Here is a 22,170-nt window from a genome sequence, read left to right as displayed (position 1 = left end):
GGGCCGGAACCGCTCCGTACGTCCGCCCGCCAGTCGAACGGAGTAGTCGGGTTTTCGGTTGCGGAAACGGGCAAAACGGGATGTACATCACACTGGACGGGGTACCTGTCAGGTGTAACGTGGCCGTTTCTCCTGGTCCGCACAGCACCTCCGACCTGCGAATACCCCCTTCCGCAAGCCCTTCGCAGCACGTTCGTGTCGCTGTTGTCAAGCCCCGAGATGTGCCCTGACCTGCGAAAACGCCATTCATAACAGTCCGTTCTCGTGTTACCCTGGATAGCCACGGAAGGGGTACCTGTCACATGACGTTCAAGGTTGGCGACACCGTGGTCTATCCCCATCACGGGGCCGCGCTGATCGAGGCCATTGAGACTCGTCAGATCAAAGGCGTGGACAAGACCTACTTGGTGCTCAAGGTCGCCCAGGGCGACCTGACGGTTCGTGTGCCTGCGGACAATGCGGAGTTCGTCGGCGTTCGCGACGTAGTCGGCCAGGACGGGCTGGACCGGGTCTTCGAGGTGCTTCGCGCACCGTATGCCGAAGAGCCGACGAACTGGTCCCGGCGCTACAAGGCAAATCTGGAGAAGCTCGCTTCTGGCGATGTCATCAAGGTCGCCGAGGTCGTGCGTGACCTGTGGCGTCGTGAGCGTGAGCGCGGGCTTTCCGCGGGTGAGAAGCGCATGCTCGCCAAGGCGCGCCAGATCCTGGTGAGTGAACTCGCGCTCGCCGAGAACACCAACGAGGACAAGGCCGAGGCTCTCCTCGACGAGGTTCTCGCGTCCTGACGCGAACACCGGTCGCACACAACCGGTCGTACACAGTCGTGCCGCGGTGCCCGATGACAAGGAAACTTGTCGCCGGGCGCTGCGGCATGTCTGTACCCATGCTTGCGCACACTGCCTGCGCTGCTTGTCCCGGCAACTTCCACGGAACGCGCTCCGCGGTGCCCACCCTGCTGGTTTTCACCCGGTGGTGCAAGCCCCACCGAAGTGCGGACCACCAAAGTGCGAACCTCACTGGCGTGCCGGGTCCGGGCAGCCGGCTCGACCGGTCGTCACGGAAGGGGCGAGGGCGTCGCACCCGGCACCCTTGAGGCCATACCCATGTCGGCCGAAGTCACAAACCTGGCTCGGAGTCACTGATGTCTGACGCAACGCGCACCCCCCGTACCGCCGCCGTGATCCCGGCGGCCGGGCGCGGGCTGCGCCTCGGTCCCGGCGCCCCCAAGGCGCTGCGGACCCTCGGCGGGATCCCGATGCTGATCCACGCCGTCCGCGCGATGGCCCGCTCCCGCGCGGTCTCCCTCGTCGTGGTCGTCGCCCCGCCCGACGGCGCCCCCGAGGTGCGCCGCATGCTCGACGAGCACGCGCTGCCCGAGCGGACCGAGGTCCTCGTGGTGCCCGGCGGGGAGACCCGCCAGGAGTCCGTGCGCGCCGGTCTCGCCGCGCTGCCGGCCGACGTCACCGCCGTGCTGATCCACGACGCGGCCCGGCCGCTGGTGCCCGTGGACACCGTCGACTCCGTCGTCGAGGCCGTCCGTCAGGGCGCCCCCGCCGTGGTGCCGGCGCTGCCGTTGGCCGACACCGTCAAGGAGGTCGAGCCCGGGAAGCCCGGCGAGCCCGAGCCGGTGGTCGCCACGCCCGAGCGGGCCCGTCTGCGCGCCGTGCAGACCCCGCAGGGCTTCGACCTCGCCACGCTCGTACGGGCCCACGAGCGGGTCGCCGTACGCGGCGAGGGCGCGACCGACGACGCCGGCATGGTGGAACAGCTGGGCGTCACCGTCGTGGTGGTGCCCGGCCACGAAGAGGCCTTCAAGGTCACCCGTCCGCTCGACCTGGTCCTCGCCGAGGCCGTACTCGCCCGCAGGAGGGCCACCGATGCCTACTAGTCCCCTGATCCCGATCCCGCAGGTCGGCATCGGGACCGACGTGCACGCCTTCGAGACCGGCCGCGAACTGTGGTGCGCGGGCCTGCTGTGGGAGGGAGAGGACGGCCTCGCCGGCCACTCCGACGGCGACGTCGCCGCCCACGCGGCCTGTGACGCCCTCTTCTCCGCCGCCGGCGTCGGCGACCTCGGCGCGCACTTCGGCACCTCCCGCCCCGAGTGGTCCGGCGCCGCCGGGGTCACCCTGCTGGCGGAGGCCGCCCGGATCGTGCGGGCCGAGGGCTTCGAGATCGGCAACATCGCGATCCAGGTGATCGGCGTCCGCCCGAAGATCGGCAGGCGGCGCGAAGAGGCACAGAAGGCGCTCGCCGCCGCGGCGGGCGCCCCCGTCGCCGTGTCCGGAACCACGACCGACGGCCTGGGCCTGACGGGCCGGGCCGAGGGCCTTGCCGCCATCGCCACGGCCCTCGTCTACCGGACGAACAGCGGGAAATCGCCCGAGTGAGAGCGTTCGCGCCGGGTCCCGCGCCACAAACGTCACCCCGCGTCCCCAAAGGGTCGCGGGGCACTGCTACGCGCGCACTACCCTGGATGCCGTGACTATTCGCCTGTACGACACCAGCGCCCGGCAGATCCGTGACTTCACCCCCCTCACGCCGGGCTGTGTCTCGATCTACCTGTGCGGCGCCACGGTGCAGGCCGCCCCGCACATCGGGCACGTCCGTTCGTACCTGAACTTCGACATCATGCGCCGCTGGTTCGCCTACCGCGGCCTCGACGTCACCTTCATCCGCAACGTCACCGACATCGACGACAAGATCATCGCGAAGGCCGAGACGCAGGGCCGCCCCTGGTGGTCCATCGGCTACGAGAACGAGCGCGCCTTCAACGACGGCTACGACGCGCTGGGCTGCCTCCCGCCCACGTACGAGCCCCGCGCCACCGGTCACGTGCCGGAGATGATCGAGATGATGCGCACGCTCATCGAGCGCGGCCACGCCTACGAGGCCGACGGCAGCGTCTACTTCGACGTGCGGTCCTTCCCCGGCTACCTGGAACTCTCCAACCAGAACATCGACGACCTGCGCCAGCCCTCCGAGGACGGCATCACGGGCAAGCGGGACCCCCGCGACTTCGCGATGTGGAAGGCCACCAAGCCCGGCGAGCCCGACTGGGAGACCCCCTGGGGCCGCGGTCGCCCCGGCTGGCACCTGGAATGCTCCGCCATGGCGCACAAGTACCTCGGCAGCGCCTTCGACATCCACGGCGGCGGGCTCGACCTGATCTTCCCGCACCACGAGAACGAGATCGCCCAGGCCAAGGCCTTCGGCGACGAGTTCGCGAAGTACTGGGTGCACAACGCCTGGGTCACCATGTCCGGCGAGAAGATGTCCAAGTCCCTCGGGAACTCGGTCCTCGTCTCCGAGATGGTCAAGCAGTGGCGCCCGATCGTCCTGCGCTACTACCTCGGCACCCCCCACTACCGCTCGATGATCGAGTACAGCGAGGAGTCGCTGCGCGAGGCGGAGTCGGCCTTCGCGCGCATCGAGGGCTTCTACCAGCGCGTCATCGAGAAGGCCGGCGGGCCCGTGGAGCCCGCCGCGGAGGTCCCGCTCGCCTTCGCCGAGGTCATGGACGACGACCTCGGTGTCCCGCAGGCGCTCGCCATCGTCCACACCGCGGTCCGCCAGGGCAACAGCGCCCTGGCCGCCGACGACAAGGACGCGGCGATCGCGCGCCTGTCCGAGGTGCGGGCCATGCTGGGCATCCTCGGCCTGGACCCGCTCGACCCGCACTGGGCGGGCGAGACCGACCGGGGCGAGGACCTGCACGGCGCCGTGGACACGCTCGTACGCCTCGTCCTGGAACAGCGCGAGTCCGCCCGCGGCCGCAAGGACTGGGCGACCGCCGACGCCATCCGCGACCAGCTCCAGCAATCCGGCCTGGTCATCGAGGACAGCCCCACGGGACCCCGTTGGACGCTCGGCCCCCGCTGAGCCCACCGGAGCAGTGCCACCGGAGCAGTCCGACTGTGCCGCCCGGCCCCCCGGGCGGCACACTCTTCATACGTACACACCGCAGCACCAACGAAAACAGGTAGAAGTCATGGCCGGGAACAGCCAGCGCAGGAACCGCCGCACGTCCAACAAGAAGGGCGCGACGGTCGGCAGCGGTGGCCAGCGGCGCAGGGGCCTGGAGGGCAAGGGCCCCACGCCCAAGGCCGAGGACCGCAAGAAGCACAAGGCGAACCGCATCAGCAACGCGATGGCCCGACAGGCGGCCAAGCGCCGCCCGGCCCCGCGCCGCGGCGGTCCCAAGGGCACGAGCGAGATGGTCGTCGGCCGCAACCCGGTCTTCGAGGCGCTGCGTGACGGTGTTCCGGCCACGACCCTGTACGTCCAGCAGTTCATCGAGAACGACGAGCGCGTCCGCGAGGCCCTCCAGCTCGCGGCCGAGCGCGGCAACATCAACCTGATGGAAGCCCCGCGCCCCGAGCTCGACCGGATGACCAACGGGCTCAACCACCAGGGCATGGTGCTCCAGGTCCCGCCGTACGAGTACGCGCACCCGGAGGACCTCGCCGCCGCCGCCCACGACAACGGCGAGGACCCGCTGATCGTCGCCCTCGACGGCGTCACGGACCCGCGCAACCTCGGTGCGATCGTCCGCTCCGTCTCCGCCTTCGGCGGCCACGGCGTGGTCATCCCCGAGCGCCGCGCCGCCGGCATGACCGCCGGTGCCTGGAAGAGCTCGGCCGGCACGGCCGCCCGTACCCCGGTCGCCCGCGTCACCAACCTGACGCGCGCCCTCCAGGACTACAAGAAGGCCGGCATGGCCATCGTCGGCCTCGCCGCCGAGGGCACCCACACGGTGAACGACCTGGAGGCGCTCGTCGGTCCCGTCGTCATCGTCGTCGGTTCCGAGGGCAAGGGACTGGGCCGCCTGGTCGGCGAGAACTGCGACTACCTCGTCCGGATTCCGATGCCCGGTGGCGCCGAGTCCCTCAACGCCGGTGTCGCGGCGGGCGTCGTCCTGTACGAGGCCGCACGCCGCCGCGCCGAGGCCCCCCGCCTCTGAAGGGACCAACCCCCTTGATCCACTTGGCTCAGGGAATATGACCCGTGAGCGTGTCACCCCGCCCGATTCGGGCGGGGTGACTTGATCTTGACGGGTCTCGGACAGATCCCTGATGTCAAGGCAGTGTCCTAACCACTGATCACTCGGTTAGATGAGTGTGGACACCAGAACGTCAGGGTTCGACGACCAGCCCGCGCTGAGCATGGTCAAGGTGCCGTGCGATCCCGCACAGGTCATCGTCAACCACGCCAGCTTCCGCGTGCGGCTCGCACCGAGCCCGAGCGCGCGTTCCAAGCCCGCGAACGCCCCCGGCCGCGCACCCGTCCTCGGCGTCGCCGCCGCGGCCGCCGTCGCCGGGGCCACCCGCCGCCGGGCCCCCGTCGTCTGGAGCGGCAAGGCCGCCCCCGGCGACTCCGCGGCCATGGGGGGACTCCTCCAGGCCGTACGGGAGGCCGGGCGCGGCTCCGACGAGTACGACGGCGGCGCCACCCAGACCATCCCGCGCGTCGACCTCGCGCAGGACCTCGACGACGACACCCTCGCCACGCCGACCGTCATCGGCCAGCGCAGCTACGGGGACCCGGACGAGACGCGTCCGTCGGCCGCCGTACGAGACCTGTCGTACGACCCGCGCGACGGCGACGGACCGGGCGGAGGCGGGGCGGACTCCCGCCGGGCCGCCGCGGACTCCCGCGCCCAGGCCCAGTACTACCCCGGCCGCCGGATGAACCTGGGCGTCGTGCTGCTCCCGCTGCGCGTCTTCCTCGGCTTCATCTCCATCTACGCCGGCATGGGCAAGCTGTGCGACCCCGTCTACTTCGACGGCGGCGAACGCGGCTCCATGGTGACCTGGCTGCACACCCTCCAGCCGTGGGCACTCGCCGAACCGCTGCGCGACTTCGCGCTCGCGCACCCGGTCGGCGCCGGCCTCAGCGTGGCCTTCCTTCAGGTCATCGTCGGCGTGCTGACGGTCTTCGGCCTGTGGCAGCGGTTCGCCGCCTGCTTCGGGGCGCTGCTGTCGGCCGCGCTGCTGATGACGGTCAGCTGGAAGACCGTCCCCGCCTACGACGCCCCCGACATCATCTACCTGGCCGCCTGGAGCCCGCTGATCATCGCCGGCGCCCCCGTCTACTCCCTCGACGGACGCCTCGCCGGCGAGGCCTGGCGCACCCTCGGACCGCGCAGCGAGGTCTGGCGGCTGCGCCGGCGGGTCCTGCGGCGCGGAGCCGTCATGGCCACCGTCGTCTGCGGACTCACCCTGCTCATCGGCTCGCTGCTCGGCGGCGCCGTCCGCTCCACCGCCGTGGTCACCGTCCCCGGACCGGGCCGCGCCCCCAGCAACTACCTGCCGGGGACCCCGCTGCCGCAGACCCCGACCAAGCAGCAGCCGTCCCCCCGGCAGTCCACCCCGAAGCAGCCCGTGAAGAAGGCCTCGCCGTCGGCCGGCGCCTCGGCCCCGACCAGCAAGTCGAGCCGCGGCAGCACCGGTTCCGCGGCCCGCGAGACCGCCGGTACCGGAGCGCAGTCGCCCTCCGCGACCCGCGGCTCCGGCAGCCAGTCCAGCCCGCGCAGCAGCGCCCCGCGCCAGTCCAGCCCGCAGAAGGCGCCGTCCTCGTCCTCCGGGAACGGCAGCGCGGGCAGTGCGACCGGCGGCAACGGCAGCGGGGGCGGCAGCGGCGGTACCCCGGCCAGGAAGCCCGGCCTGGTGGGCGGCCTGATCGGCGGCTGACCGGACGCGACGACCGTACGGGGGAGGGCCCGGCGCGCGAGGAGCGCGCCGGGCCCTTTCGCGTGCCGCGGCCCCTTTCGCGTACCGCGCCGGGCCCTTACGCGTACCGGGTCGGCGGGGTGGGCGATCGGGAGGCTCGGGCGGGGCCCGGCCCGGGAGGCGCTCAGGTGCCGCTCAGGCGCCGCTCTGCGCGGCCAACTCCCGGGCGGCCTCGGTGAGGTCCTTGGCGGTGTCGATGGCCCGCCAGTAGGCGCCCTGGGGCAGCGGGAAGCCCGCCAGGCGACGTTCCCGGGCCAGCCGGGGGAAGGTGGTCCGCTCGTGATCACCCAACTCGGGCAGGAGTTCGGTGAATTCGGGGCCGAAGACGTATACGCCGGCGTTGATCAGATAGGGCGACGGCGGCGCCTCGATGAAGTCCAGCACCTGCCCGAACTCGTTCGTCTCCACGACCCCCCACGGGATCCGCGGGCGGGCCAGCGCGAGCGTCGCGGTCGCACCGCGCTCCGTGTGGAAGGCCGCCATCTCCCGCAGCGAGAACCGGGTCCAGATGTCGCCGTTGGTCGCGTACCAGGGCTCGTCGGGGTGCGGGAGCCTGCGCGCGGCGTACTTGAGGCCGCCGCCACGCCCCAACGGCTCCTCCTCGACCACCGTGGTCACCCGCAGCGGCAGGCGCGCCCGGGCCAGCCAGTCCTGGAGGACCTCCGCGAGATGCCCGCAGGACACCACCGCGTCGGTGACCCCCTCCGAGGCCAGCCAGGCGAGTTGGTGCCCGATGATCGGGATGCCCGTGCCCGGGATCTCTACCATCGGCTTCGGCCGGTCGTCCGTATACGGGCGCAGCCGCGAGCCCTGGCCACCCGCCAGGATCACTGCCTGGGTCGGGCGGGCCGGGAACGCGGCCGCGTCATGGGTGGATTGGGGTGCTGCGGGGGGAACGTCGGTCATGGCGGTCAGAGTAGGGAGACCCCGACTCCGGCGGAGGGCGACGCGGCGTGCGTCAGCCCATGGAGGCGACGCCGGTCGCGTACGAGGTGTCGCACACGGGCCGGGCGAACGACTGGGCCTTCGTGGGCCCGTACGCGTCCACCGCGGCACGGCCGAGCGCCCGCGCGATGCCCACGCAGTGCGCGGCGAGGGAAGGCCGCCGGTCCACCTCCTGCTGGAGGTGCGTCAGGACGACCCCGGGCTGTGCGCCGTCCTGCAGCTCGGTGAGCAGCTTGTCGCGCAGCACGTCCTGTGCGGCGCGCGGCTTCGCGGGGACGGACACACCCTCGGCGGACGCGGTCAGGACCTGGGACGAGGACGTGTCCGACCAGGGGACCATGGTGACCGCGAGGGTGCCGGACAGGACCAGGACGACGGGCAGGACCAGGGCGAGGGAACGGCCGATACGGCGGGCAGAGTGGGTCACGAGGGCGAGAGTAGCGCTCGGTGAGGATGGGGCGACATTTAGTCACCCGGTCGGGGGATGGTTCGACGTGGCTTTTCGAATAGGGGGTTGACGAGTAGGGCTGAATGGCCCGGTCTGCCGGGGTTCTCGCAGGGGTTGGCGCCCCGGCGGCTGCCGGGGCTGAACCGGGTTCGGCCGCCGTACGCGCGGCCCGCGCCGGGGCCGCGCGTACAACTCACGCCGAAGGGGCACCCCTTGGCGGAGCGCCCCTTCGTGTGTCACCCGTTCACGGCCCATCTGCCGCCGTGTGGACGTCAGTCGGAGAGACGGGCACCCGAGGACGTCGAGAAGACGTGGATCTCGCCGCCGCGCGGCACCACGTGCAGGGTCGAGCCCTTCTCCGGGACCTGGCGGCCGTTCACGCGGACCACGATGTCCTGCTTGCCCTCGGCCTCGGAGGTCGAGCCGTAGACGTAGCCGTCGGCGCCGAGCTCCTCGACCACGTTCACGGTGATGGTCAGGCCACCGGTGTCGCCGATGTCGAAGTGCTCGGGGCGGACGCCCACCGTGACGGTGCGGTCGCCCGCGTCGGCGGCGGCGGACAGCGCCTCGCGCGACACGGGGACGACGCTGTCGCCGAACTTCACGCCGCCGTCGGTGATCGGGACCTCGACCAGGTTCATGGCGGGCGAGCCGATGAAGCCGGCGACGAAGAGGTTCGCGGGACGGTCGTACATGTTGCGGGGGGTGTCCACCTGCTGGAGCAGGCCGTCCTTGAGGACCGCGACGCGGTCGCCCATCGTCATGGCCTCGACCTGGTCGTGGGTGACGTAGACGGTGGTGATGCCCAGGTCGCGCTGGAGGGCGGCGATCTGCGTACGGGTGGACACGCGGAGCTTGGCGTCGAGGTTCGACAGCGGCTCGTCCATCAGGAAGACCTGCGGCTTGCGGACGATCGCCCGACCCATCGCGACGCGCTGGCGCTGACCACCGGAGAGGGCCTTCGGCTTGCGGTCGAGGTACTGGGTGAGGTCCAGCATCTTCGCCGCGTCCTCCACCTTGCGGCGGATGGTCGCCTTGTCCTCGCCGGCGATCTTGAGCGCGAAGCCCATGTTGTCGGCGACCGACATGTGCGGGTAGAGCGCGTAGTTCTGGAACACCATCGCGATGTCCCGGTCCTTGGGCGGCAGGTGCGTGACGTCGCGGTCACCGATGCGGATGGCACCGCCGTTGACGTCCTCCAGGCCGGCGAGCATGCGCAGCGAGGTGGACTTGCCGCAGCCGGAGGGGCCTACGAGGACGAGGAACTCGCCGTCCTCGATCTCCAGCTGGAGCTGGTCCACGGCGGGCTTGTCGCCGCCGGGGTACAGCCGGGTCGCCTTGTCGAAAGTGACAGAAGCCATGGTGATGAATCCCTTCTACCGGCAGGAACGTGCCGGACGATCCGAGTGGAAGGTCTAGTCCAGTAATCGGACTCCGCCCGACGCTACCCCGGCCACGCCCGTTCTGTCAGCACCCGGACGCGGCCGACTTCACCGCCCGCGGGGCACGTACGAGGGGACCCCGCCCCTGGCCGGTGGGGTGTCCGGTGCGCCCGTGAACGTGATGGCCCCGCGAATGGCCCGCTGTGTAAAGTGATGACGGTTGCGCCTCCTTAGCTCAGTCCGGCCAGAGCAACGCACTTGTAATGCGTAGGTCGTCGGTTCGAATCCGACAGGGGGCTCCGTGCGTGAAGGCCCCGGATCCTTGTGGTCCGGGGCCTTCGGCGTGTGGGGGTGGGGGTCAGTGGCGGCCTGACACGTGGTTCGCGAGGCGGGCCAGGGCGGTGGTGTTCGGGGTGCCGGTGGCGCTCTCGCGGCGGTCCGCCTCGCGGTAGGCGGCGTACAGGGCGTGGACGCCGAGCCAGCGGAAGGGCTCCGGCTCCCAGCGCCGGACGCGGTGGTCGACCCAGGGGAGGGCGGTCAGTTCCGTGGAATCGCCCAGGACCAGGTCGCGCAGGGTGCGGGCGGCGAGGTGGGAGGTGGCCACGCCGGAGCCGACGTAGCCGCCGGCCCAGCCGAGGCCCGTGAGGCGGTCCAGGGTGACGCCGGCGCACCAGTCGCGGGGGACGCCGAGTACCCCGGACCACGCGTGGGTGATCTCCGTACCCGCCAGCCGCGGGAAGAAGGAGGTCAGGAGCGTGGTGAGCGCGGCGACGGTGGCGGGGTCCGTGCTGCCCGTGTTCTCGGCGCCGGCCGCGCGCGAGGCGAAGCGGTACGGGGCGCCGCGGCCGCCGATCGCGATGCGGTCGTCGGCGGTGCGCTGGGCGTACATGTAGGCGTGGGCCATGTCGCCCAGCACCTCCCGGCCGGACCAGGCGAGGGAGTCCCAGACCTCGGGGGGCAGCGGGGCCGTGGCGATCATCGAGGAGTTCATCGGGAGCCAGGACCGCTTCTGGCCCTTGAGGGCGGCCGTGAAGCCCTCCGTGCAGCGCAGTACGTACGGGGCGCGGACGGTGCCGTGGGGGGTGGCGGCCCGGCCGGGGGCGATGTCGGTGACGGGGGTGGACTCGTGGATGACGACGCCCAGCCGTTCGCAGGCGGCGGCCAGGCCGAGGACGAGCTTCAAGGGGTGGACGCGGGCGCCGTGCGGGGACCAACTGGAGCCGATGGCGTCGGTGATGTCCACGCGGGCCCGGGTGTCGGTGGCGTCGTACAGCTCGCGGTCGCTCTCGCCGAAGGCGAGTTCGGCGGCGTGGAAGGCCTTGAGGCGGGTCAGTTGGGCGGGGGTGCGGGCGACTTCGAGGACGCCGCCGTGGTGGATGTCGGCGTCGATGCCCTCCTTGGCGGCGGTGCGGATGACCTCGGTGACGGTCTCGTTCATGGCCTGCTGGAGGCGGCGTGCGGCGTCGTGGCCGTGGAGTTCGGCGTAGTGGTCGCGGCCGGCGACGCCGTTGTAGAGCCAGCCGCCGTTGCGGCCGGACGCCCCGTAGCCGCAGGTCTTCTGCTCCAGGACGACGACGCGGAGGTCGGGTGCGGAGGTCTTGAGGTGGTAGGCGGTCCACAGGCCGGTGTAGCCGCCGCCGACGATGACGACGTCGGCCGTGGCGTCGCCGGTGAGGGGGGTTCGGGGCGGCCGGGGGGCGCCGGCGTCCGTCGCGTGCCAGAAGGAGATTCCACCGTTGATCGTCATGGGGGAGTTGCTACACCTCGTCGCGAAGGGGTGTCCAGGGACGCGGTGCCGGGTTCCGGGGCGGGATGCGCGGCCTTCTGGCTGATGCGGCGGGTGCGCGGGGGGACGTACGCGTGCCGGCGGCCGGGGGTGGGTCAGGGGCGGCGGCCGGCCACGAACCAGCGGGCGGGGAGCATCACGGGGGTGCCGTCGGCGCGGGTCTCGCTCATCGCCAGGGCCGTCTCGCCCTCGTCGAGGACGTGCAGGCCGGCGCCGCGCAGGAGCCCGGCGATCTCGCCGTCGGCGACCTCGCCGGGGCGCAGGTCGTGTTCCTTGACGCGGCGCAGCTTCGGGGAGGGCCCGCCGGACCGCTCCGCGTGGTCCTGGAGAACGGCCTTGGCCTCGCCGGTCGGTTCCAGGACGAGCGCCCGGCCGCGGTCTCCGACGAGGGTGGCGACGCAGGCGGCGACCGCCGGCCGGTCCTCGGGGTCGCTCTGGTGCAGGACGGCCCGCATGTAGACGTGGGTGTCGCCGAGCCGGTCGTGGAGGGCGTGGGCCTGGGCGTCGTCGGCCAGGTTCAGCTGCTCGTACGTGGCGGTGCCCGCGGGGTCGGCGCGGCGGGCGTGTGCGACGGCGGCCGCGCAGAGGTCGACGCCGACGACGACGGCGAACCGGGTGGCGAGGTGGCGGGTCTGGGTGCCGTTCCCGCAGCCGAGGTCCGCGAGGGGCAGGGCCGGGTCGGCGTGGGGGGCGAGGAGGGCGATGTCCCGTTCGGCGGTCAGGGAGGCGTCCGCGTCCCAGAACGGTTCGCCCGGTTCGCCGTTGCTCTGCTCCCAGTAGCCGTCCCAGGCCTTGCGGTAGCGGTCGGACACGGTCATGTGTGGGTCTCCCTCGGTGCTGCGGCCTACCGGTGTCGACGGGGTGCGTACCCCGGGTGGCGGCGGGTCATCCGGGGTCCGGCGCGGCACAGGTGTGCGGACGTAGGGTCGGGAGGATGGTGGAGATTCCGACCGGACTGGTCGAGGCCCAGATCAGGTACAACGGCGACGCGGGGCGGGAGTTCATCGCCGTGTTGCCGGCGCGGGCGGCGGAGTTCCTGGAGCGGTGGGGGCTGACGCGGACGGGCCCGGGGATGCACGGGGTGACGGCGTTGGTGCTTCCGGTGGAGCGGGCCGACGGCACGCCGGCCGCGCTGAAGTTGCAGGCGCTGGACGAGGAGAGCGCGGGGGAGCACCTCGCGCTGCGGGCGTGGGGCGGGGACGGCAGCGTACGGCTCCTGGACCACGACGCGTCGACGGGCACGATGCTGCTGGAGCGGCTGGACGCGGGCCGGCACCTGTCGGTGCTCGCGGCCCGGGACGTACGGCAGGCGGTACGGGTGATCGCGGAACTGCCGGCGCGGTTGACGTCCGTGCCGGCGCCGGCGGGAGTGCGCGGGCTGGGCGACGTGGCGGGCGCGATGCCGGCGGACGTGCCGGACGCGCTCGGCGGGTTGGACGAGCGGGGGCGCGGGGTGCTGTGCGGCTGCGCGGCGGCGGTGGCGGAGGGGGTGGGGGAGCCGGGGGACCGGCTGCTCCACTGGGACCTGCACTACGACAACGTGCTCGCGGGCGGGCGGGAGCCGTGGCTGGCGATCGACCCGAAGCCGCTGGCCGGCGATCCGGGCTTCGACCTGATGCCGGCGATCGGCGACCACTTCGCGGCGGACGACGTGTGGTGGCGCTTCGACCTGATGACCGAGGTGATGGGCCTGGACCGGGATCGGGCCCGGGCCTGGACGTTGGGGCGGGTGTTGCAGAACTGCCTGTGGGACGTGGAGGACGGGGAACCGTTGCAGGAGGAGCAGTTGGTGACCGCCGAACTGCTGTTGGCCGGCCGTCGGGCGGGGTGACGGCCGGCGCGGCTCAGGGGACGAGGACGACCTTGCCCGTGGTGTCGCGGGAGGCGAGCGCGTCGTGGGCGGCGGCCGCCCGGGACAGGGGGTAGCGCTGGATCGCGGGCCGCAGCCGGCCGACCGCGGCCTCCGCGAGGGCCCGGGTCTCCAGGGCGCGGATCGGGTCGGGCGCGTCGACGCGCCGCAGCATGGCCGGGCCGAGGACGACCTCGCTGGTGACGCGGCGGGCCGTGAGGGCGGCGCGTTCGGCGTCGGTGAGGGTGAGTTCGCCGCCCGACCAGCCGAAGACGAGCCGGCGTCCGCCGGGCGCGAGCAGGTCGAGGGCCGCCCGGGAGACGGCCCCGCCGACGGAGTCGAAGAGGACGTCCACTCCGTCGGGGTGGTGGGCGCGTACGGCCGCCGCCCAGCCGGGGTCGTTGTAGTCGAGGGCGAGGTCGGCGCCGTTGGCGTGGGCCAGGCCCGCCTTGACGGGACCGCCGGCGAGGGCGACGACGGTGGCGCCCGCGTTCTTCGCGTACTGCACGAGCAGCGTGCCGATGCCGCCGGCGGCGGCCGTGACGACCACGACCGAGCCCGGGCCGAGGTCGACGAACCCGAGGATCCCCAGGGTGGTGCGGCCGGTCCCGATCATGGCGACGGCCCGGGCGGGGTCGAGGCCCGGCGGTACGGGGTGCAGCCGGTCGGCGGCGGCGACCGCGTACTCGGCGTAGCCGCCGGGGGCGAACCCCAGGTGGACGACGACCTCCCGCCCGAGCCAGGCGGGATCGGTGCCGGGACCGAGGGCGTCGACGGTGCCGGCGACCTCCCGGCCGGGGACGGTCGGCAGTTCGGGGAGGGCGGGGGCGGGCCCCTGGACGCCCTCGCGGAGCGCGGTGTCGAGGAGGTGGACGCCGGCGGCGGCGACGGCGATCCGGACCTGCCCGGGGGCGGGGACGGGGACGGGCACGCGCTCGTACGTGAGGTTCTCGGCGGGGCCGAAGGCGTGCAGGCGAACGGCGTTCATGGTGTCGGGGCCGCCGGTCGGGCCCGGGGTGGTGTGCGTGTCGGGGGTGGTGTCCATGGGGTCAGCCTCGGACCTCGACCTGGGTTGAGGTCAAGGGTTGCCGGGGGTTGCCGGGGGTCCCAGGGGGTCTTCGGGGCTTTGTCAGTGCGGTGGGTCACGATGGGGCGATGGTGCGAAACGAGCGGGCCCGGACGGTGAAGGCGGCACGACGGCCGGAGGTGCGGCTGCCGGAACTCGTGGCGTGGCGGGGCGGTGAACTGGAGCCGGACGGGGACTACGACGGGCTGGAGTTCGCGGACCTCGACCTGGTCGGGCAGGAGGGGGTCGGGGCGCGGTTCATGGACTGCGCGCTGCGGCGGTGCGCGTTGGACGAGACGGGGCTGACGAAGGCCCGTTTCCTGGACTCGGTGCTGGAGGGGGTGCGGGGCGTGGGCACGGACCTGTCGGGAGCCTCGCTGCGGGACGTGGAACTGGTGGAGGCCCGCCTGGGCGGGATCCAACTGCACGGCGCGGTACTGGAACGGGTCGTCGTACGGGGCGGCAAGATCGACTACCTGAACCTGCGCGGCGCCCGGCTCAAGGACGTGGTGTTCGAGGGGTGCGTGCTGGTGGAGCCGGACTTCGGGGGCGCGGTGCTGGAGCGCGTGGAGTTCCGGGACGTCACGCTGCGCGGGGCGGACTTCAGCGGGGCGCGGATGACGGACGTGGACCTGCGGGAGGCGGCCGAGCTGGGCATCGCGCGCGGCGTGGAGGCCCTCTCGGGGGCGGTGATCAGCCCCTCGCAGCTGTTCGACCTGGCCCCGGCACTGGCGGCGCAGCTCGGGCTGCGGGTGGTGCCGTAGGCGGGGGCATAGGCGTGGGCGGGGGAAGCGGGCGGGGCGCGGGGCTGTGCGGGGCGCGGGGGAAGCGTTCGGGGCGCGGGGCTACGCGGGGACGCGGGGGAAGCGGGACTGGAGCGTCCAGATGACCGGGTTGTCGCCGAGTCCGTCGTGCATGTCGACGAGGTCCGCGATCACGTCGTGCAGGAAGTCCCGGGCCTCGCGGCGCAGCAGGCGGTGCGTGAAGGTCAGCGGGTCCTCCTCGGCCGGCATCCAGTCCGCCTCGATGTCCACCCAGCCGAAGCGGCGCTCGAACAGCATCCGGTCGCTGGACTCGGTGAAGTCGAGTTCGGCGTACTGCCGGTTGGCGGAACGGCTCCCGCGCGGGTCCTGGTCGAGCTGCTCGACGATGTCGCAGAGCGCCCAGGCGAAGTCCAGTACCGGAACCCATCCCCAGGCTGTGGACACTTCCCGGTCCGCGTGGGTGTCGGCGAGGTAGACGTCCCCGCAGAACAGGTCGTGGCGCAGCGTGTGGACGTCCGCCGAGCGGTAGTCGGTCTGCGGGGGGTCGGGGAAGCGCCGGGAGAGGGAGTAGCCGATGTCGAGCACGTACCCGATGGTGTCACGGGCCCGCCCCTCCCGGCGCCGGGGCCCTGGCGGGCCGTTGATCAACGGACGTTGACGGCCGTCCACGCGGCGGCGACCCGGGCGACCTCGACGCTGCCCGCGCCGTACAGGTCGGTCGCGGCCTGGAGGGTGGCCGCGCGGGCGCGGGAGTAGTTCGTGGTGGAGGTCATGTGCCGGGTCAGGGCCCGGTACCAGACGAGGGTGGCCTTCTCGCGGCCGATGCCGAGCAGCTTGGAACCGTCCTGGGTGGGGGAGTCGTAGGAGACGCCGTTGATCACCTTGGGGCCGCTGCCTTCGGCGAGCAGGTAGTAGAAGTGCCGGGCGGGGCCCGAGGCGGCGTGCGGATCGAGGGAGCCGATGTCACGGGACCAGTAGTCGCGGGAGACCCCGTCCGCGCTCGGACGGTCCATGCGGTGGGGCGGACCGTCGAAGGCGCGCTCGCCGAGGAGGTAGTCGCCGACGTCCGTCTTGTTGTCGGCGAAGAACTCCCCGGCGGTGGCCAGGATGTCGGAGGTGCCCTCGTTGAGCGCGCCCGGCTCCCCGGAGTACCCGAGCCCGGCGGTGGAGGCGGTCAGACCGTGGGCGAGCTCGTGGCCGACGACGTCGAGACTGGTGGGCGGGCGGCCGGGCACGGAGCCGTCGCCGTAACTGACGCAGGCGCAACCGCCGTCCCAGAACGCATTGCCGAAGTTCGTGCCGTAATGGACGCGCGAGGTGGTGCCCACGCCGTCACCGCGGACGCCGGCCCGACCGAAGGCGGCCAGGTAGAAGTCCCAGGTCACGGCGGTGCCGTAGTGGACGTCCACGGCGGCGGTCTGCCGGTTCGCGGCGGTGCCGCTGCCCCAGACGTTGTCGGCGTCCGTGAAGAGGACTCCGGGGCCGGAGGTCTGGTTCAGGGCGTCGAGCGTGCGCTGATCGCCGCGCGAGGGGTCGCGGAGCTGGTACGTGGTACCGGTGCGGGTGGTGGAGAGGGGCACGGTGCCGGCGTACTGACTGCGACCGGTGCCGGTGCCGGTGCCGGTGCCCTGCGGGGTGGTGGCGGTGGGGGGCGCGGTGCCGGTGCCTGCGGCTGTGCCTGTGGTGGTGGCGGTGGTGGTGGTGCCGGTGCCTGCGGCGGTGGCGGGCGCGGTGAGGGCCGTGAGGGTGGCGGCGGTACCGAGGAGGACGGCGAGACGGGTGAAGGTGGTCACTCGGGCTGCTCCTTTGGAGGCCGGGCCGGGTGGGCCGGGGGCCGGGGGATGGCGGCGCGGAGCGAGCGTGTCACCGGGCGCGGGCGGTATGGCAGGGGCATGGCGGGAATCGGGGCGGGGTTGTCCGAACCCCGCGCCCGCCTGACCGGATCACACCGGTCCCCTGCGGTGCCATTTGGGGGGCGCGGGGGGCGCGCCTCAATCGCCGGCGGGGCGGGGGGTGCGGGCCCGCACCGGGAGGGTGGCCGGTACCCCTGCGCCTCAAGCGCCGGCGGGGCTGGAGGGGCGGTGCGGCCGGTGCGTCAGCCGTTCACCGTTGCGCGGAGCGGCCCCGGCTGCGCCGGGCTTTCGGGGTCCGCCCCGTACCCTGCGCCTCAAACGCCGGCGAGGCTGGATGTGCCGGCCCGGACCGGGAGGGTGGCCCGTACCCCCGCCCCCGACCCCCACCCCCCAGCCCCGCCGGCGCTTGAGGCGCCCGGCGCAGCCGGGGCCGGCAGCAGACGACAGCAAGGCAGCCACCGCCCGGCGCAGCCGGGACCGGCCCGTCACGACAGCAGGCGTTGTTCCTTCGCCACCGACACCGCCCCCGCGCGCGTGTCCACGCCGAGCTTGTCGTAGATGCGGCCCAGGTGGGTCTTGACCGTGGCTTCGCTGATGAACAGGGCCCGGGCGATGTCCCGGTTGCCGAGGCCGCGGGCCAGTTGGCCCAGGATGTCCAGTTCACGGTCCGTCAGGGTGGGCCGAGTGCCCCGCATGTGGGCCATGACCCGGCTGGCCACCGGCGCGGAGAGCGTGGTGCGGCCGGCCGCCGCGGAGTGGATCGCGGCGAAGAGTTCCTCGGGGCGTTCCGCCTTGAGGAGGTAGCCGGTGGCGCCCGCCCCGATGGCCCGGGTGATGTCGGCGTCGGTGTCGTAGGTGGTCAGTACGAGCACGTGCGGCGGGTCGGTGAGCGCCGTGATGCGGCGGGTGGCTTCGACGCCGTCGATGCCCTCGCCGAGCTGGAGGTCCATCAGGACCACGTCGGGGCGGAGTCTGGCGGCCAGCGCGATGGCTTCCTCGCCGCTGCCAGCTTCGCCGAGCACCTCGATGTCGGGCTCGCTGCCCAGCAGGGCGAGCAGGCCGGCGCGGACCACCACGTGGTCGTCGCAGAGCAGGATCGTCGTCATCCGGTGGGCTCCAGGGGGATCGAGGCGGAGAGGACCGTGCCCTCGCCCGGGGTGGATTCGACGGTGAGGTCGCCGCCGAGCTGGCTGACGCGGGCGCGTATGGCGGGGAGGCCGTGACCGCGGTTGCCGGGAACGGCCCCGCCGGGAACGGTCCCGCCCGGACCGGACCCTCTGGACCCGCCCGGACCGGATCCGCCTCGGCCGGCGGCCTGCGGGGACGGTGCGAAGCCGTGGCCGTCGTCCGCGATGTCCAGGACCACCTGGTCGCCGAGGAAGCTCAGGGTGAGGGCGGCGGTTCGGGCGCCGGAGTGTTCGCGGACGTTGGCCAGCGCGCCTTGGGCGATCCGCAGGAGGGCGGATTCGGCCCGGTCCGGGAGGTGGGTCGGGGTGCCCTCCAGGTGGAAGCGGACCTCGATGTCGGGGCCGGCGTCGAGGGCGCGCAGGGCGTCGGCGAGGCCGGCGCCGCCCGCGAGTTCCGGCGGGGCCAGGTCGTGGACCAGGCGGCGGGCCTCTGCGAGGCCGCGCGCGGCGATGTCGGTGGCGGTACGGACGTGCGCGCGGGCGGTGCCGGGATCGCTTTCCCAGGTGCGGTCGGCGGCCTGGAGCAGCATCTGCTGGCTCGACAGGTGCTGGGCCAGGGTGTCGTGGATCTCCATCGACAGTCGCTGGCGTTCCGCGAGGGTGCCCTCGCGGCGCTCGGTGGCGGCGAGTTCCCGGCGGGTCCGGATCAGGTCGTCGATCAGGGCGCGCTGGGCCTCGGCCTGGCGTTCGGTGTGGACGAAGACGGCCGTGGCGAGCGCGGCGATCGCGGGCGGGGCGAGCAACAGGTTCGGGTCGAAGTCCTGGGACAGCTTCAGCTGGGCGGCCACCACGAACACGGTGAGCAGGGCCACGAGCACGACGGCCGCGCGGGGCGGCAGGGTGCGCAGGCCCGTGTAGAAGAGCGGTACGGCGCACCACGCGAAGCTCGGCGCGAGGACGACGAGGACCACCCAGGTGGCCACGACCAGGCCGAGCCACAGGAGTCTGCGCAGGGTGGGCGCGGCGCCGAGGGCGGGGCCCAGGACGTACAGCAGGGCGAGGACGATGCTGAGGGCGATGATCCACGGGGTGCGGGGCTCGCCGGGGTGCCGGAGCAGGAAGCGGGCCACGGAGGCGCCGAGGAGCAGGAAGAACGCCGCGTGCATGACGGTGGCCAGGGCGCGGGTGTCGGGTTTCCGCGGCGGTGCGGGGCTCACGGGGTGCTCCTGGGGTGGGGTGGTGCGTACGTCCATCCTGACGCGTCGGCGAGGCCTTCGAACGGAGCCGCCGGTGCGCGCGCCGATCGCGGGCGCGCTCTGACCAGCCAATCCGTCCGCGTACCCCGTGCACATCGGCCGATCGGTTGACCCCCGGGTCAACCGGTGTGCCGGCCGGCGCGAGCCGGTACGGCGACGGGCGGACGGGGTTTCCGGGCCGAGGCTTGGAGCAGCAGGAAACGAGTCCGACGCATCCAGGAGCAGACATGAACACCCGCACCCGCGTTCTCACCGGTACCGCTCTCGCCGTCGCGCTCGGCGCCGGGACCTTCGGTGCCGTCAGCGCGAGCGCCGCGCAGAGCGAGTCCGCCCCGGCGGCGGCCGTCCAGGCCGCTTCCTCGAAGAAGGACGACGACAGGAACTTCACCACCTCGACCCACCTCACCGTCGACGCCGCCTCCCGCGCCGCCCAGGCCGCGCTCAAGGCCGCCGAGAAGGAGGGCCAGAAGGTGACGGTCGCGGTCGTGGACCGCAACGGCAACACCCTGGTCACCCTGCGCGGCGACGGCGCCGGCCCGCAGTCCTACGAGTCGGCGCAGCGCAAGGCTTACACGGCCGTGTCCTGGAACGCGCCGACCTCGGTGCTGGCCGGTCGGCTCGCCCAGACCCCGAACCTGAAGGACATCCCGGGCACCCTCTTCCTCGGCGGCGGCACCCCGGTCCAGGCCAAGGGCGCCCCGGTCGCCGGCATCGGCGTGGCCGGCGCCCCGAGCGGCGACCTGGACGAGAAGTTCGCGAAGGCCGGCGCGGACTCCCTCGCCAACTGACCCCGCCCGGCGGCCGACGCCCTACCCCGCCCCGCCCGGCCGCCGACGCGATGCCCCGCCGGGTGGGCCCGCTTAGGATCGAACGCGTGGATCAACGCGCGCTCTCCCGCCTCGCCGCCCCCGCCCTCGCCGCCCTGATCGCCCTCACCGCGGGCTGTACGGGCGACACCGTGCAGGGGCGGCCGGGTGCGTCCGGGGTCCGCGATCCGTACTTCCCCAAGGCCGGCAACGGCGGCTACCAGGTGGACCACTACGACCTCGACCTGGCCTACGACCCGGCCGACAAGCAGCTCCACGGCACGGCCGTGATCACGGCCCGCGCGGAGCAGGGGCTCAGCTCCTTCAACCTCGATTTCGCGGGTCTGCGCGTCGAGGACGTCACCGTTCAGGGCGCGGCGGCCCGTTTCAACCGGTCGGGGACGGAGCTGACGGTGCGCCCGCCCGAGGACCTGAAGAAGGGCGAGGTCTTCCGTACCGAGATCGACTACACGGGTACGCCGAAGCCCGTCACCGACCCGGACGGCTCCAAGGAGGGGTGGATCACCACCGCGGACGGGTCCGTGGCGGTGGGGGAACCGGTCGGTTCGATGGGCTGGTTCCCCGGCAACCACCACCCGAGCGACAAGGCCGCCTACGACATCAGACTGACGGTCCCGAACGGCTACGAGGCCGTGTCCAACGGCGAACTCCGCTCCCGCACCGAGGTCGGCGACGGACAGACCGAGTTCGCCTGGCACAACGCGGAGCCGATGGCGAGCTACCTGGCGACCGCCGCCATCGGGAAGTTCAAGGTGACCACCGGCCGCACCCCCTCCGGCATCGGCGTCTACAACGCCGTGTCCCCGGACGAGGCGTCGGACAGCGCGCCCGCGCTCGCCCGGATCCCCGAGGTCGTGGAGTGGGGCAGCGGCAAGTTCGGGCCGTATCCCTTCCGCACGGTGGGGACGATCGTGGTGCCGGACGGGACCCTCGCCTACGCGCTGGAGACGCAGACCAAACCCGTGTACTCGGGCGCTCCCGACGAGGTGCTGATCGTGCACGAGCTGGCCCACCAGTGGTTCGGCGACTCGGTGTCGCCGAAGTCCTGGAAGGACATGTGGCTCAACGAGGGCTTCGCCACGTACGCCGAGTGGATGTGGGCCGAGGAGCACGGCGGGCTCAGCGCGGAGAAACGGTTCGACGCGTTCCTCGCCAGTGACACGAAGGTCGATCCGGACGCGGGCTCCGACTGGGACGCCTTCCCGCCGGCCGACCCGCCGGGCCCGGAGGACATCTCCGAGGCTCCCGTGTACGCACGCGGCGCGATGGTGCTGCACCGGATCCGCCAGGAGGTCGGGGACGAGAAGTTCGCCGCGCTGCTGCGCGGTTGGGCCGCGGAGCACCGGCACGGCAACGCGAGCACGGCCGACTTCACCGCCTACGCGGAGAAGAAGACGGGCCACGACCTGACGGAGGTCTGGGACGTCTGGCTGTACGGCGAGGACCGCCCCGAGGCCTGACCGGCGGGCCGAGGCCGACCGACGGCCCGGCCGGAGGCCCGGCCCCCGAGGCCCGACTCGACCCGAGGCCGACCGACGGCGCCGGCCACCCGGGGCGTCTCCCCGCCCGCCCGTTCGGGGCGGCGGGTCAGAGGGCCTTGCGCAGGACGGTGCAGGGGCGCCCGAGGTCCCGGTCGGTGGCCTGGCGCAGGGGCACGTACCCCTGGGCGCGCCAGAAGGCGAGGGCGCCCGGGTTGTTGTCGAGCACGGCGATCCGCAGCCCCGTGCGCCCCGCGGCACGGAAGCGGTCCGCGACGAGGCCGGCGAGGGTGCTGCCGTGGCCGGCGCGGTGGGCGGTCGCGTCGATGAGGAGCAGGCCGATCCAGGGGTCCGGGTCGGTGGAGTCCGGATCGCCCGGGGAGGGCCCGTCCCGATGGGCGAGCGTGGCGGCCAGTCCGACGAGACGGCCGGCGGAGCGGGCCATCAGTACCTCGGCGCCCTCGTGGGCGAGCTCGTCGGCGAGGGCCTCGGCGACCTGTTCCACCGTGATGCGGGCCGGGTCGGGGAAGTCGCCGCTGAGCTCGAAGAACGCGCGGTTGGTCGCGTAGAGCGTGGCGATCTCGGTGAGGACCGGGCCGGGAAGGGCGCCGTCGACGGGAACGAGCGGGTGCAGGATCACCGGTCGAACGGTAGCGAA

General features: G+C 73.1%; 21 protein-coding genes and 1 tRNA gene. 11 read left to right on the top strand and 11 right to left on the bottom strand.

The window, feature by feature from the left end:
* Positions 1 to 302: 302 nt before the first annotated feature.
* The 6 genes from OG906_RS16150 (at position 303) to OG906_RS16125 (ending at position 6,692) form a co-directional block, all read left to right on the top strand.
* Complete coding sequence (locus OG906_RS16150; RefSeq protein ID WP_003953493.1) at positions 303 to 785, top strand: CarD family transcriptional regulator; 483 nt, start codon at positions 303 to 305, stop codon at positions 783 to 785.
* 356 nt (positions 786 to 1,141) lie between these two features.
* On the top strand, positions 1,142 to 1,888 hold the full coding sequence (gene ispD, locus OG906_RS16145) for a 2-C-methyl-D-erythritol 4-phosphate cytidylyltransferase (RefSeq protein ID WP_329443525.1): 747 nt from the start codon (positions 1,142 to 1,144) through the stop codon (positions 1,886 to 1,888).
* Positions 1,878 to 2,390, top strand: a complete 513-nt coding sequence (ispF, locus tag OG906_RS16140; protein WP_329443523.1) for a 2-C-methyl-D-erythritol 2,4-cyclodiphosphate synthase — start codon at positions 1,878 to 1,880, stop codon at positions 2,388 to 2,390. The genes ispD and ispF overlap by 11 nt, the downstream gene beginning before the upstream one ends.
* A 91-nt stretch (positions 2,391 to 2,481) precedes the next feature.
* Complete coding sequence (cysS, locus tag OG906_RS16135; RefSeq protein ID WP_329443522.1) at positions 2,482 to 3,882, top strand: cysteine--tRNA ligase; 1,401 nt, start codon at positions 2,482 to 2,484, stop codon at positions 3,880 to 3,882.
* Between the two features lie 109 nt (positions 3,883 to 3,991).
* Positions 3,992 to 4,963, top strand: a complete 972-nt coding sequence (rlmB, locus tag OG906_RS16130) for a 23S rRNA (guanosine(2251)-2'-O)-methyltransferase RlmB (protein WP_329443520.1) — start codon at positions 3,992 to 3,994, stop codon at positions 4,961 to 4,963.
* A 151-nt stretch (positions 4,964 to 5,114) separates the two neighbouring features.
* Positions 5,115 to 6,692 carry a DoxX family protein gene (locus tag OG906_RS16125; protein ID WP_329443518.1) on the top strand — a complete coding sequence of 526 codons (1,578 nt, stop codon included), beginning with the start codon at positions 5,115 to 5,117 and terminating at the stop codon, positions 6,690 to 6,692.
* Positions 6,693 to 6,866: 174 nt separating this feature from the next.
* Here OG906_RS16125 and OG906_RS16120 read toward each other — a convergent pair whose 3' ends face one another.
* The 3 genes from OG906_RS16120 to OG906_RS16110 form a co-directional block, all read right to left on the bottom strand.
* Positions 6,867 to 7,637 carry a nucleotidyltransferase family protein gene (locus OG906_RS16120; RefSeq protein WP_329443515.1) on the bottom strand — a complete coding sequence of 257 codons (771 nt, stop codon included), beginning with the start codon at positions 7,635 to 7,637 and terminating at the stop codon, positions 6,867 to 6,869.
* A 52-nt stretch (positions 7,638 to 7,689) separates the two neighbouring features.
* Positions 7,690 to 8,103 carry a hypothetical protein gene (locus OG906_RS16115; RefSeq protein ID WP_329443512.1) on the bottom strand — a complete coding sequence of 138 codons (414 nt, stop codon included), beginning with the start codon at positions 8,101 to 8,103 and terminating at the stop codon, positions 7,690 to 7,692.
* A gap of 293 nt (positions 8,104 to 8,396) precedes the next feature.
* Positions 8,397 to 9,485, bottom strand: coding sequence for an ABC transporter ATP-binding protein (locus OG906_RS16110; RefSeq protein WP_329443511.1), 1,089 nt, complete (start codon positions 9,483 to 9,485; stop codon positions 8,397 to 8,399).
* Positions 9,486 to 9,730: 245 nt separating this feature from the next.
* Between OG906_RS16110 and OG906_RS16105 the strand changes: the two genes are divergently transcribed.
* Positions 9,731 to 9,805: transfer RNA gene (locus OG906_RS16105), tRNA-Thr, on the top strand.
* Between the two features lie 59 nt (positions 9,806 to 9,864).
* On the opposite strand, the gene OG906_RS16100 is transcribed toward OG906_RS16105, so the two are convergent.
* Both OG906_RS16100 and OG906_RS16095 read right to left on the bottom strand, forming a co-directional pair.
* Positions 9,865 to 11,253: an NAD(P)/FAD-dependent oxidoreductase gene (locus OG906_RS16100; protein WP_329443509.1), complete on the bottom strand. Its 1,389-nt coding sequence runs from the start codon at positions 11,251 to 11,253 to the stop codon at positions 9,865 to 9,867.
* Between the two features lie 134 nt (positions 11,254 to 11,387).
* Complete coding sequence (locus tag OG906_RS16095; RefSeq protein ID WP_329443508.1) at positions 11,388 to 12,110, bottom strand: methyltransferase domain-containing protein; 723 nt, start codon at positions 12,108 to 12,110, stop codon at positions 11,388 to 11,390.
* Positions 12,111 to 12,226: 116 nt separating this feature from the next.
* Here OG906_RS16095 and OG906_RS16090 point away from each other — a divergent pair, with 116 nt between their 5' ends.
* Positions 12,227 to 13,123: an aminoglycoside phosphotransferase family protein gene (locus tag OG906_RS16090; RefSeq protein ID WP_329443506.1), complete on the top strand. Its 897-nt coding sequence runs from the start codon at positions 12,227 to 12,229 to the stop codon at positions 13,121 to 13,123.
* Between the two features lie 13 nt (positions 13,124 to 13,136).
* Here the strand turns inward: OG906_RS16090 and OG906_RS16085 are convergent, their stop codons facing one another.
* Complete coding sequence (locus OG906_RS16085; protein ID WP_329448038.1) at positions 13,137 to 14,129, bottom strand: zinc-binding dehydrogenase; 993 nt, start codon at positions 14,127 to 14,129, stop codon at positions 13,137 to 13,139.
* Between the two features lie 167 nt (positions 14,130 to 14,296).
* Between OG906_RS16085 and OG906_RS16080 the strand changes: the two genes are divergently transcribed.
* Positions 14,297 to 14,971, top strand: coding sequence for a pentapeptide repeat-containing protein (locus OG906_RS16080; RefSeq protein WP_329443504.1), 675 nt, complete (start codon positions 14,297 to 14,299; stop codon positions 14,969 to 14,971).
* An 81-nt stretch (positions 14,972 to 15,052) separates the two neighbouring features.
* On the opposite strand, the gene OG906_RS16075 is transcribed toward OG906_RS16080, so the two are convergent.
* From OG906_RS16075 to OG906_RS16060, 4 genes are all read right to left on the bottom strand, one after another.
* A complete protein-coding gene (locus OG906_RS16075; protein ID WP_053678538.1) occupies positions 15,053 to 15,556 on the bottom strand; it encodes a hypothetical protein in 504 nt (167 codons plus the stop codon).
* Between the two features lie 59 nt (positions 15,557 to 15,615).
* Positions 15,616 to 16,764, bottom strand: a complete 1,149-nt coding sequence (locus OG906_RS16070; protein ID WP_443067387.1) for a M4 family metallopeptidase — start codon at positions 16,762 to 16,764, stop codon at positions 15,616 to 15,618.
* 545 nt (positions 16,765 to 17,309) lie between these two features.
* A complete protein-coding gene (locus tag OG906_RS16065; RefSeq protein WP_329443501.1) occupies positions 17,310 to 17,930 on the bottom strand; it encodes a response regulator transcription factor in 621 nt (206 codons plus the stop codon).
* Positions 17,927 to 19,204 (bottom strand): sensor histidine kinase, encoded by a 1,278-nt coding sequence (locus OG906_RS16060; protein WP_443067386.1) that lies wholly within the window; start codon positions 19,202 to 19,204, stop codon positions 17,927 to 17,929. Before OG906_RS16060 ends, OG906_RS16065 begins: the two co-directional genes overlap by 4 nt.
* A 230-nt stretch (positions 19,205 to 19,434) precedes the next feature.
* Here OG906_RS16060 and OG906_RS16055 point away from each other — a divergent pair, with 230 nt between their 5' ends.
* Entirely contained in the window at positions 19,435 to 19,995 is a 561-nt protein-coding gene (locus OG906_RS16055) for a GlcG/HbpS family heme-binding protein (protein WP_267801287.1), read from the top strand.
* Between the two features lie 50 nt (positions 19,996 to 20,045).
* Positions 20,046 to 21,494, top strand: a complete 1,449-nt coding sequence (locus OG906_RS16050; RefSeq protein ID WP_443067385.1) for a M1 family metallopeptidase — start codon at positions 20,046 to 20,048, stop codon at positions 21,492 to 21,494.
* Between the two features lie 127 nt (positions 21,495 to 21,621).
* Here OG906_RS16050 and OG906_RS16045 read toward each other — a convergent pair whose 3' ends face one another.
* The gene (locus OG906_RS16045; RefSeq protein WP_329443495.1) at positions 21,622 to 22,152 is read right to left on the bottom strand and encodes a GNAT family N-acetyltransferase; all 531 of its coding nucleotides are present in this window, start codon (positions 22,150 to 22,152) and stop codon (positions 21,622 to 21,624) included.
* Positions 22,153 to 22,170: the final 18 nt, after the last annotated feature.

Source organism: Streptomyces sp. NBC_01426, from assembly GCF_036231985.1.
Taxonomy (GTDB): Bacteria; Actinomycetota; Actinomycetes; order Streptomycetales; family Streptomycetaceae; genus Streptomyces.
The sequence above is the reverse complement of the archived record's forward strand: the minus strand, read 5'-3'. Positions and strand labels throughout refer to the sequence as shown.

Bases quoted from the DNA above. Each gene is read 5' to 3' on its own strand.
- OG906_RS16065 (WP_329443501.1), bottom strand. From the start codon at position 17,930: ATGACGACGATCCTGCTCTGCGACGACCACGTGGTGGTCCGCGCCGGC.
- OG906_RS16090 (WP_329443506.1), top strand. From the start codon at position 12,227: ATGGTGGAGATTCCGACCGGACTGGTCGAGGCCCAGATCAGGTACAAC.
- ispD (WP_329443525.1), top strand. From the start codon at position 1,142: ATGTCTGACGCAACGCGCACCCCCCGTACCGCCGCCGTGATCCCGGCG.
- OG906_RS16085 (WP_329448038.1), bottom strand. From the start codon at position 14,129: ATGAACGCCGTTCGCCTGCACGCCTTCGGCCCCGCCGAGAACCTCACG.
- OG906_RS16080 (WP_329443504.1), top strand. From the start codon at position 14,297: ATGGTGCGAAACGAGCGGGCCCGGACGGTGAAGGCGGCACGACGGCCG.
- OG906_RS16095 (WP_329443508.1), bottom strand. From the start codon at position 12,110: ATGACCGTGTCCGACCGCTACCGCAAGGCCTGGGACGGCTACTGGGAG.
- rlmB (WP_329443520.1), top strand. From the start codon at position 3,992: ATGGCCGGGAACAGCCAGCGCAGGAACCGCCGCACGTCCAACAAGAAG.
- OG906_RS16120 (WP_329443515.1), bottom strand. From the start codon at position 7,637: ATGACCGACGTTCCCCCCGCAGCACCCCAATCCACCCATGACGCGGCC.
- OG906_RS16110 (WP_329443511.1), bottom strand. From the start codon at position 9,485: ATGGCTTCTGTCACTTTCGACAAGGCGACCCGGCTGTACCCCGGCGGC.
- OG906_RS16055 (WP_267801287.1), top strand. From the start codon at position 19,435: ATGAACACCCGCACCCGCGTTCTCACCGGTACCGCTCTCGCCGTCGCG.
- ispF (WP_329443523.1), top strand. From the start codon at position 1,878: ATGCCTACTAGTCCCCTGATCCCGATCCCGCAGGTCGGCATCGGGACC.
- OG906_RS16100 (WP_329443509.1), bottom strand. From the start codon at position 11,253: ATGACGATCAACGGTGGAATCTCCTTCTGGCACGCGACGGACGCCGGC.
- OG906_RS16060 (WP_443067386.1), bottom strand. From the start codon at position 19,204: ATGGACGTACGCACCACCCCACCCCAGGAGCACCCCGTGAGCCCCGCA.
- OG906_RS16150 (WP_003953493.1), top strand. From the start codon at position 303: ATGACGTTCAAGGTTGGCGACACCGTGGTCTATCCCCATCACGGGGCC.
- OG906_RS16050 (WP_443067385.1), top strand. From the start codon at position 20,046: ATGCCCCGCCGGGTGGGCCCGCTTAGGATCGAACGCGTGGATCAACGC.
- OG906_RS16125 (WP_329443518.1), top strand. From the start codon at position 5,115: ATGAGTGTGGACACCAGAACGTCAGGGTTCGACGACCAGCCCGCGCTG.